At 71.4% G+C, this 8,048-nt stretch carries 7 protein-coding genes and 1 riboswitch; of the genes, 4 read left to right on the top strand and 3 right to left on the bottom strand.

The window, feature by feature from the left end:
• Positions 1 to 20: 20 nt before the first annotated feature.
• From thiD to IE250_RS13990, 3 genes are all read right to left on the bottom strand, one after another.
• The gene (gene thiD / locus IE250_RS14000; protein ID WP_308434136.1) at positions 21 to 980 is read right to left on the bottom strand and encodes a bifunctional hydroxymethylpyrimidine kinase/phosphomethylpyrimidine kinase; all 960 of its coding nucleotides are present in this window, start codon (positions 978 to 980) and stop codon (positions 21 to 23) included.
• Positions 970 to 1,068: riboswitch (TPP riboswitch) on the bottom strand. It overlaps the preceding gene by 11 nt.
• A 41-nt stretch (positions 1,069 to 1,109) precedes the next feature.
• On the bottom strand, positions 1,110 to 2,525 hold the full coding sequence (locus IE250_RS13995) for an aspartate aminotransferase family protein (RefSeq protein ID WP_189669901.1): 1,416 nt from the start codon (positions 2,523 to 2,525) through the stop codon (positions 1,110 to 1,112).
• Complete coding sequence (locus tag IE250_RS13990; protein ID WP_189669900.1) at positions 2,522 to 2,998, bottom strand: Lrp/AsnC family transcriptional regulator; 477 nt, start codon at positions 2,996 to 2,998, stop codon at positions 2,522 to 2,524. Before IE250_RS13990 ends, IE250_RS13995 begins: the two co-directional genes overlap by 4 nt.
• 166 nt (positions 2,999 to 3,164) lie before the next feature.
• Here IE250_RS13990 and IE250_RS13985 point away from each other — a divergent pair, with 166 nt between their 5' ends.
• The 4 genes from IE250_RS13985 to IE250_RS13970 are packed head-to-tail and all read left to right on the top strand — an operon-like array spanning position 3,165 to position 8,012.
• The gene (locus IE250_RS13985) at positions 3,165 to 4,613 is read left to right on the top strand and encodes a gamma-aminobutyraldehyde dehydrogenase (protein WP_373301689.1); all 1,449 of its coding nucleotides are present in this window, start codon (positions 3,165 to 3,167) and stop codon (positions 4,611 to 4,613) included.
• A gap of 60 nt (positions 4,614 to 4,673) precedes the next feature.
• Entirely contained in the window at positions 4,674 to 5,912 is a 1,239-nt protein-coding gene (locus IE250_RS13980; protein WP_229872456.1) for an ABC transporter substrate-binding protein, read from the top strand.
• Positions 5,913 to 5,964: 52 nt separating this feature from the next.
• A complete protein-coding gene (locus IE250_RS13975; RefSeq protein ID WP_189669899.1) occupies positions 5,965 to 7,125 on the top strand; it encodes an ABC transporter ATP-binding protein in 1,161 nt (386 codons plus the stop codon).
• The gene (locus tag IE250_RS13970) at positions 7,122 to 8,012 is read left to right on the top strand and encodes an ABC transporter permease (protein ID WP_229872455.1); all 891 of its coding nucleotides are present in this window, start codon (positions 7,122 to 7,124) and stop codon (positions 8,010 to 8,012) included. Before IE250_RS13975 ends, IE250_RS13970 begins: the two co-directional genes overlap by 4 nt.
• Positions 8,013 to 8,048: the final 36 nt, after the last annotated feature.

Here is an 8,048-nt window from a genome sequence, read left to right as displayed (position 1 = left end):
GCAACGATCGCGCCCACAACCTAGACCGGGCTCAAGCCGTGGTGCACCGGGCCGTGGCCCCGCCACGGGCCGGGTGCCGTGCCGGTGCCGCCGATGACCAGGTCGTCCGCCGCGCGGAGCGTCGCGGTCAGGTAGTCCTTCGCGGCGCGTACCGCGGGCTCCCAGTCGTCGTGCCGGGGCCGCAGGACGGCGCACGCGGAGCTGAGCGTGCAGCCCGTGCCGTGCGTGTTCCGGGTGGGGACCCGGGGGGCGGTCAGGGCGACGACGCCGTCTGATCCGGGGCCTGGTCCTAGCACCGGCCCGGCGGCGGATCCGTGGCCGAGTGCCGGACCCGCGAGGTGGTCCACCGACTCGGCCGACGCCAGATGCCCGCCCTTGACCAGGGCGAACCGCGCCCCGAGGCCCAGCAGCGCACGCGCCTGGTCGGCCGCCTCGGCGGCGTCCCGGGCCTGTTCGACGCCGAGCAGCGCGGCGGCCTCGGGCAGGTTCGGCGTGACGAGGTCGGCCAGCGGCACGAGCTCGTCGCGCAGCACGGCCTCGGCGTCGGGCGCCAGCAGGCGGTCGCCCGACGTGGCGATCATCACCGGGTCGAGCACCACGAACGGCGCGCGCCCCGCGGACCGCAGCGCGCGCAGGGCCCCCGCGACCGCACGGGCGACGGCGGCGTTCGTGGTCATGCCGATCTTGACCGCGTCCACCGCGACGTCGGCGAACAGCGTCTCGAGCTGCGCGGTCACCATGTCGGCGGGCACGGGCAGCACCCGCGTCACCCCGGTCGTGGACTGCGCGGTCAGCCCCGTGAGCACCGCGCAGCCGTAGCCGCCGAGCGCCGCGAAGGTCTTCAGGTCGGCCTGGATCCCGGCACCGCCGGACGGATCCGAGCCGGCGATCGTCAACGCCACGACGGGGTGGCCCGAGGAACGGGTGCGCGGGCCGGCGTCGGGCAGAGCAGAGCCCATGTCGGACAGGGCGGAGCCCATGAGGCGTTCCCTTCGCTAGAACTACCTAGATCAGGTTCCACGGGTGCATCTCAGCCAGGCACTGGTCCTGGCGCCCCGCGCCATGTGGGCCCACCCTAAACGGGTTGCGGTGTCTTTCCGAACTTCACCTCACAGCTTCGACCAGGCCTCGCTCAGCACGCCCCGCATGATCTGCTCGATCTCGTCGAACTCCGCCGGCCCCGTCGTCAGGGGCGGCGCGAGCTGCACCACGGGGTCGCCGCGGTCGTCGGCGCGGCAGTACAGGCCGGCCTCGAACAGTGCAGGGGTGAGGAACCCGCGCAGCAGGCGCTCGGCCTCGTCGTCGGAGAACGTCTCCCGGGTGTCCTGGTCCTTCACGAGCTCGATCCCGTAGAAGTACCCGGCGCCGCGCACGTCGCCGACGATCGGCAGGTCGCGCAGCCGGTCGAGGGTGGCCTTGAACGTCCCGGCGTTCTCCTTGACGCGCCCGGTCAGGTCCTCCTCCTCGAAGAGGTCGAGGTTCGCCATCGCGACCGCGGCCGACACCGGGTGCCCGCCGAACGTGTACCCGTGCGCGAAGCTCGTGGTGCCGGTCGCGAACGGCTCGAACACACGGTCCGAGACGATGCACGCGCCGATCGGCGAGTAGCCCGAGGTCATGCCCTTGGCACACGTGATCATGTCGGGCACGTAGCCGAAGTCGTCGCAGGCGAAGATCGACCCGATGCGCCCGAACGCGCAGATGACCTCGTCCGAGACCAGCAGGACGTCGTACTTGTCGCAGATCTCCCGCACCCGCTCGAAGTACCCGGGCGGCGGCGGGAAGCAGCCGCCGGCGTTCTGCACGGGCTCCAGGAACACGGCGGCCACGGAATCGGGCCCCTCCATCTCGATGAGCGCCTCGATCTGGTCGGCGGCCCAGCGGCCGAACGCCTTCGGGTCGTCGCGCAGCTCCTCGGACGCCCGGTAGATGTTGGTGTTCGGCACCTTGTGCGCGCCCGGCACCAGGGGTTCGAACGGCTCCTTGAGCCCCGGCAGGCCCGTCACGGACAGCGCGCCGTGCGTGGTGCCGTGGTAGGCGATGGACCGGGAGATCACCTTGTACTTGCCGGGCTTGCCCTGCAGCTTCCAGTACTGCTTGGCCAGCTTGAACGCCGTCTCCACGGCCTCGGACCCGCCGGTCGTGAAGAACACGCGGTTCAGGTCTCCGGGGGCAAGGTGGGCGAGCCGCTCGGCCAGGTCGATGGCCGGCGGGTGCGCGAAGGACCACAGGGGGAAGAAGGCGAGCTCGCCCGCCTGCTTGGCCGCCGCCTCGGCGAGCGCCCGGCGGCCGTGCCCGGCCTGGACCACGAACAGCCCCGAGAGCCCGTCGATGTACTTGCGGCCCTGTGCGTCCCATACGTGGTGGCCCTCGCCGCGCACCAGCGTGGGCACGCCGGCGTCCCAGGCGGACTGGCGCGTGAAGTGGCCCCAGAGGTTGCGGCGGGCGGCGTCGTCCCGCGGGGTTCCGCGTGGCGTGACGTTGGGCCCGACGACGGCGGTGGCGGGCGTGGACGTGTGGGTCATCGGGTCCCCCAGTTGTAGAGCTGCTTGCGGAGCTTGAGATAGACGAAGGTCTCTGTAGTCAGGACACCAGGAAGCGAGCGGATCTGCCGGTTGACGATCTCGAGCAGCTGGTCGTCGTCCTCGCAGACCACCTCGACGAGCAGGTCGAACCCGCCGGCGGTGATCACCACGTAGTCGACGCCCTCGACGTCGGCCAGGCCGTCGGCGAGGAGCTCGATGTCGCCGCTGGCCTTGATGCCGATCATCGCCTGCCGTGCGAAGCCGACCTGGAGCGGGTCAGTGACGGCCACGATCTGCACCACGCCGTGGTCCACGAGCCGCTGCACGCGCTGGCGCACCGCGGCCTCGGACAGGCCCACGGCCTGCGCGATCGCGGCGTACGAGCGCCGGCCATCGGCCTGGAGCTGCTCGATGATCGCCTTCGCGGCGCCGTCGAGCACCGGCGCGGAGCTGGTGGCAGGGGAGCGGGGCATGGCTGAATGTTGACCATGCGAGGGTGCCGAACGCAAGCAGATCCGTTGTGAGATGCGCTCGGATCCACTGAATCCGTAACAATTTACCGCCGAGTAACACGGATTCCTTGGTGGAGCGCACCTCGGTCCCCTACCGTCCTGACCACGTCGAGACCGAGGAGGACCGGTGGGTACCGAGACCGGCACGGAAACCGAGACCGAGCTGCTCAACCTGGTGGGCGGCAGACGGACCGCCGCGGCCGACGGCCGCACGCTCACCGTCGTGGACCCGAGCACGGGAGAGGGCTACGCGACCGCGCCGAACAGCGGCGAGCAGGACGTGTCCGCCGCCTACGCGGCGGCGGACCAGGCGTTCGCGCAGTGGCGGAACACCACGCCCGCAGAACGGCAGCTGGCCCTCCTCAAGATCGCCGACACGATCGAGGCGCGCGCGGCCGAGCTCGTGAGCGCGGAGAGCCGCAACACCGGCAAGCCGCTGCACCTCACCGCCGTCGACGAGGTGCCGCCGTGCGCCGACCAGTTCCGCTTCTTCGCGGGCGCGGCCCGGATCCTGGAGGGCGCGGCGGCCGGGGAGTACCTGGAGGGGCACACCTCGTGGATCCGCCGCGAGCCGGTGGGCGTCGTGGGGCAGGTGACGCCGTGGAACTACCCGCTGATGATGGCGGTGTGGAAGATCGCCCCGGCCCTGGCCGCGGGCAACACGATCGTCCTCAAGCCGTCGGACACCACCCCGGTGTCCACGCTGCTGCTGGCCGAGATCGTGAACGAGCACGTGCCGGCCGGCGTCTTCAACGTGATCTGCGGCGACCGCGAGACCGGCCGGGCGCTGGTCTCGCACGCGCGCCCCGACATGGTCGCCATCACGGGGTCGGTCCGCGCGGGCATGGAGGTCGCGCGGGCGGCGTCGTCCGATGTCAAGCGCGTGCACCTCGAGCTGGGCGGCAAGGCACCTGTGGTCGTGTTCGGCGACGCCGACATCGCGGCCGCCGCCGAGGGCATCGCCGGCGCGGGCTTCTACAACGCCGGGCAGGACTGCACCGCGGCGTCGCGCGTGCTGGTGCACGAGTCGGTCGCCGCGGACTTCACCGCGGCCCTCGCCGAGCAGGCCCAGGCGATGAGGACGGGCCTGCCCGACGACGAGGCCGTCGACTTCGGGCCGGTCAACAACGCGAACCAGCTCGACCGCGTGCTCGGTTTCCTGGAGCGCCTGCCGGCGCACGCGCGGGTGGTGGCGGGCGGAAACCGGGTGGGGACCGCCGGCTACTTCCACGAGCCCACCGTCGTGGCGGGCCTGGAGCAGGACGACGAGGCGGTGCAGACCGAGATCTTCGGCCCGGTCATCACGGTCCAGACGTTCTCCGACGAGGCCGACGCGATCGCCAAGGCGAACGACGTCGCCTACGGCCTGGCGAGCTCGGTCTGGACGTCCGACCACGGCACGGCGATGCGGGTGTCCCGCGCCCTGGACTTCGGCTGCGTGTGGATCAACACGCACATCCCGTTCGTCGCGGAGATGCCGCACGGCGGCTTCAAGCACTCCGGGTACGGCAAGGACCTGTCGATGTACGGGTTCGAGGACTACACCCGCATCAAGCACGTGATGAGCGCGTTCTGAGCAGCCACGAACCGGCCATGAGCCGGCCCTGAGCAACCCAGCGACCTCCGAGGAGCACCAGTGAACAACTCCCGACGCCGTCCCCCGGCAGACCCGATGGTCCGCGCCCTGATCCAGCAGGCCAGGGCTACGGCTCTGTCCCGCCGCCAGTTCCTGTCGGTGGGCGCGGGGGTGGCGGGCACCGCCGCGGTGCTCGCCGCCTGCGGCACCGGGGGCGCGCCCGGCGCGTCCTCCAGCGCCGCGCCGAGCCCCGCCACCGACGTGTCCGACGCCGAGAAGCTGGTCCGCTGGGCCAACTGGACCCTGTACCTGGACCAGAACGACGCGGGCACCGAGTACCCGACCCTGAACGCCTTCACCGAGCAGACGGGCATCGAGGTCGAGTACCTGGAGGACATCGAGGACAACGACACGTTCTACGGCAAGGTGTCGGGGCAGCTCGCCAACGGTGACGACATCGGGTACGACCTCGTGACGCCGAGCGACTGGATGGCCGGCCGGCTGATCCGCCTCGGCTACGCCCAGGAGCTGGACCTCGCCAACATCCCCAACGCGGCCAACCTGGTGTCCACGCTCCGGGACGTCGACTACGACCCGGGCCGCAAGCACGCCCTGACCTGGCAGTCGGGCTTCGGCGGCCTCGCCTGGGACAAGGCGCGGGTGCCCGGCGGGATGCAGAGCCTCGACGACCTCTGGAAGCCGGAGCTGGCCGGCAAGGTCGAGGTGCTGTCCGAGATGCACGACACGATCGGGCTGATCATGCTCTCGCAGGGCGTGGACCCCGCGGGCGACTGGGGCGACGCGGAGTACGACGCCGCGATCGAGCTCCTGCGCGAGAAGATCACCTCCGGCCACATCCGCCAGGTCAAGGGCAACTCGTACACGCAGGACCTGGTGTCGGGCGACTGCTGGGCCTGCATCGGCTGGTCGGGCGACATCACGGCGCTCAACTACGAGGCCGACAACCGCTTCGACTTCGTGGTCCCCGAGGCCGGCGGCACGCTCTGGAGCGACGAGCTGCTGATCCCGGTCGGCGCCACGCACAAGAAGAACGCCGAGACGCTCATGAACTACTACTACGAGCCCGAGGTCGCCGCCGAGGTGGCGGCGTGGGTCAACTACGTGACGCCCGTGGAGGGCGCCCGGGAGGCGATGTCGAAGTCCGACCCGGAGCTCGCCGCCGACACCAACATCTTCCCCGACGAGGAGACGCTGTCGAAGGTGCACGTGTTCCGCACGCTCACCCCGGCCGAGGAGACCAAGTACAACGGCCAGTACCTCGAGGTCATCGGCGCATGAATCCACCCCACGACGTCCCTCGCTGCGCTCGCGACCTCGCGGGGGCCCCGAGATGAGCGCACCCCAGACGACGGAGAGCCTCGAGCTGTGGGGCGTGCGCAAGGAGTTCGGGGCCTTCACCGCCGTCGAGTCCCTCGACCTGACCGTCCCCGAGGGCTCCTTCTTCGCGCTGCTCGGCCCGTCCGGCTGCGGAAAGACCACCACCCTGCGCATGGTCGCCGGGCTGGAGCAGCCGACGTCGGGCACCATCTCCATCGGCGGCCGGGACGTCACCGGCACCGCGGCGTTCCGCCGCCCGGTCAACACCGTCTTCCAGTCCTACGCTCTGTTCCCGCACATGACGGTCCTGGACAACGTCACGTTCGGGCTGCGGCGCAAGCGTGTGCCCGACGCGCGGGCCAAGGCCCGGGCCGGGCTCGAGACCGTGCAGCTCGGGCACCTCGCCGACCGGCGGCCGAACCAGCTCTCCGGCGGCCAGCAGCAGCGCGTCGCCCTGGCCCGCGCGCTGGTGAACAGCCCGTCCGTGCTGCTCCTGGACGAACCGCTCGGCGCGCTCGACCTCGCCCTGCGGCGCGAGATGCAGCTCGAGCTCAAGCGCATCCAGGCGGAGGCAGGCATCACGTTCGTGCACGTGACCCACGACCAGGAGGAGGCCATGACGATGGCCGACACCGTCGCCGTCATGAACGAGGGCCGCGTGGAGCAGATGGGCCCGCCCGCCGAGCTGTACGAGCTGCCCAGCACGGCCTTCGTGGCGAACTTCCTGGGGCGCTCCAACCTGGTGACCGGCACGGTGCTGGACACGGGTGAGGTGCTCGGCGTCGACGTCGCGGGGACCCGGCTCCAGGTGCCGGCGGGGCGGGTCTCGACGGGCGTTTCGGGGGTCGCCCTTCGACAGGCTCAGGACCCGCCGGTCGAGACCGGCGCCGTCGTGCAGCTCGGCGTCCGCCCCGAGAAGGTGCGGATACTCCTGAACGGCGGCGAGCCGACGCCGGGCAGCAACGTGCTGGGGCCGGGCAAGGTGACCGACGTGTCGTTCACCGGCGTCTCCACGCAGTACCAGGTGGACCTCGGTGACCTGGGTCTGCACGACGTCTTCGCGCAGAACTCGTCGGGCGCGCCCACGGTGCGCGTGGGCGACGCCGTGCGCCTCGCCTGGGACGTGGACCGCACGTTCGGCCTGGCCGGGGAGCCCGCCGGGAGCGGCCAGTGACCACGGCGGCTGAGGACGTCGCGGCCCGGCGCGCGGGCGCCGCCGGCGTCGGCCTCATGCTCCCGGGCACGCTCTACCTGGTCGCGTTCTTCGTGATCCCGGTGTTCGCGCTCCTGGCGACGTCCCTCTACGTGCCGGTACCCGGGGGCGACGTCGGCCAGTTCATGCCGGCCCTCCAGTGGCAGAACTACGCCACGGCGCTCGCGGAGTTCTGGCCGCAGCTGCTGCGCTCCTTCTGGTTCGCACTGCTGGCCACGGCCGGGGCGCTCGCCGTGGGCTACCCGATCGCCTACCTGGTCGCCGTGCGCTGCCGGGGCAGGCCGCTCCTGCAGGGCATGCTGCTCGTGCTGGTCGTGGCGCCGTTCTTCACGTCGTTCGTGCTGCGCACTATCGCGTGGAAGCAGATCCTGGCCGACGACGGGTACGTCGTCCAGGCCCTGCACTGGCTGCACGTGCTGCCGCCGGACGGCCGGCTGACGGCGACGTCGTTCGCCGTGGTCGTCTCCCTCACGCACAACTTCGTGCCGTTCATGGCGCTGCCGATCTACGCGTCGCTGGAGCGTCTCGACCCGCGCCTGGTGGAGGCGGGCGGCGACCTGTACGCCGGGCCGTGGACGACGTTCCGCACGGTCACGCTGCCGCTGTCCATGCCGGGTGTGGTCTCGGGGACGCTGCTCACGTTCATCCCGGCGGCCGGCGACTACGTGTCCGCCTCGCTATTGGGGAACTCGACCAACACGGCCATGATCGGCCAGGTCATCGACACGAGGTTCTTCCGGCTGCTCGACTACCCGACCGCCGCGTCGCTGTCGGTGGTGCTCATGGTCGCCATCGCGGTGCTCGTGGGCCTCTACGTGCGCCGGACCGGGACGGAGGACCTGCTGTGACCCGACCCGTGACCCGACCTGTGGCCCGACCCGCGA

The organism is Promicromonospora soli (assembly GCF_014653785.1).
GTDB lineage: Bacteria > Actinomycetota > Actinomycetes > Actinomycetales > Cellulomonadaceae > Promicromonospora > Promicromonospora soli.
This window is presented reverse-complemented; position numbering and strand designations above follow the sequence as displayed.